This is a genomic window from Bradyrhizobium sp. Kon58, assembly GCF_055807455.1.
On sequence record NZ_JBVVOT010000103.1, the window covers coordinates 1 to 685 of the forward strand.

2 protein-coding genes are annotated in these 685 nt (G+C 65.3%); both read left to right on the forward strand.

The window, feature by feature from the left end; translation table 11 throughout:
- Positions 1–347, forward strand: a 347-nt coding sequence (locus AC0L20_RS39625; protein ID WP_473295605.1) for a hypothetical protein, incomplete at its 5' end; no start/stop codon positions are given.
- The coding region (locus AC0L20_RS39630) for an amino acid permease (RefSeq protein WP_473295606.1) at positions 260–685 on the forward strand (426 nt) is incomplete at its 3' end. The genes AC0L20_RS39625 and AC0L20_RS39630, both read left to right, overlap by 88 nt.

A 685-nucleotide genomic window follows, 5' to 3' on the forward strand; every position in this document is an offset into this window, starting at 1 on the left:
CGCCGGTTGACGGCCTGGGCACCTCCAGCGGCTTCGAGTTCCGCCTGCAGGACCGTGGCGGCGTCGGCCATGCGGGGTTGATGGCCGCGCGTACCGAGCTGCTGGAGGCCGCCGGGAAAAGCCCGATTCTGGCCAACGTGCGCGAAAGCGCCCTGGCCGAAGCGCCGCAAGTGCAATTGGGGTCAAGACGGCCCATGGGCCACCCGCTTATGTGCCGAGACTCGCTGGCTAACTCCAATAAAAATGAGGTTGTATTCCTATGCCTGTCGGCAAACCACTGCCCCCTGGCGAGACCGCTCAAGGCGGCCCGCTCAAACGCGAACTCGGTGAGCGGCACATCCGCCTGATGGCCCTCGGCGCCTGCATCGGTGTCGGCCTGTTCCTCGGCTCGGCCAAGGCCATTGAAATGGCCGGCCCGGCGATCATGCTGTCGTACATCATTGGTGGACTGGCGATCCTGGTGATCATGCGCGCCCTCGGTGAAATGGCGGTGCACAACCCCGTTGCCGGCTCGTTCAGCCGCTATGCCCAGGATTATCTCGGCCCGTTGGCCGGCTTTCTGACCGGATGGAACTACTGGTTCCTGTGGTTGGTGACCTGTATCGCCGAGATCACCGCCGTGGCGGTGTACATGGGCGTCTGGTTCCCCGACACCCCGCGCTGGATCTGGGCCCTGGCGGCGCTG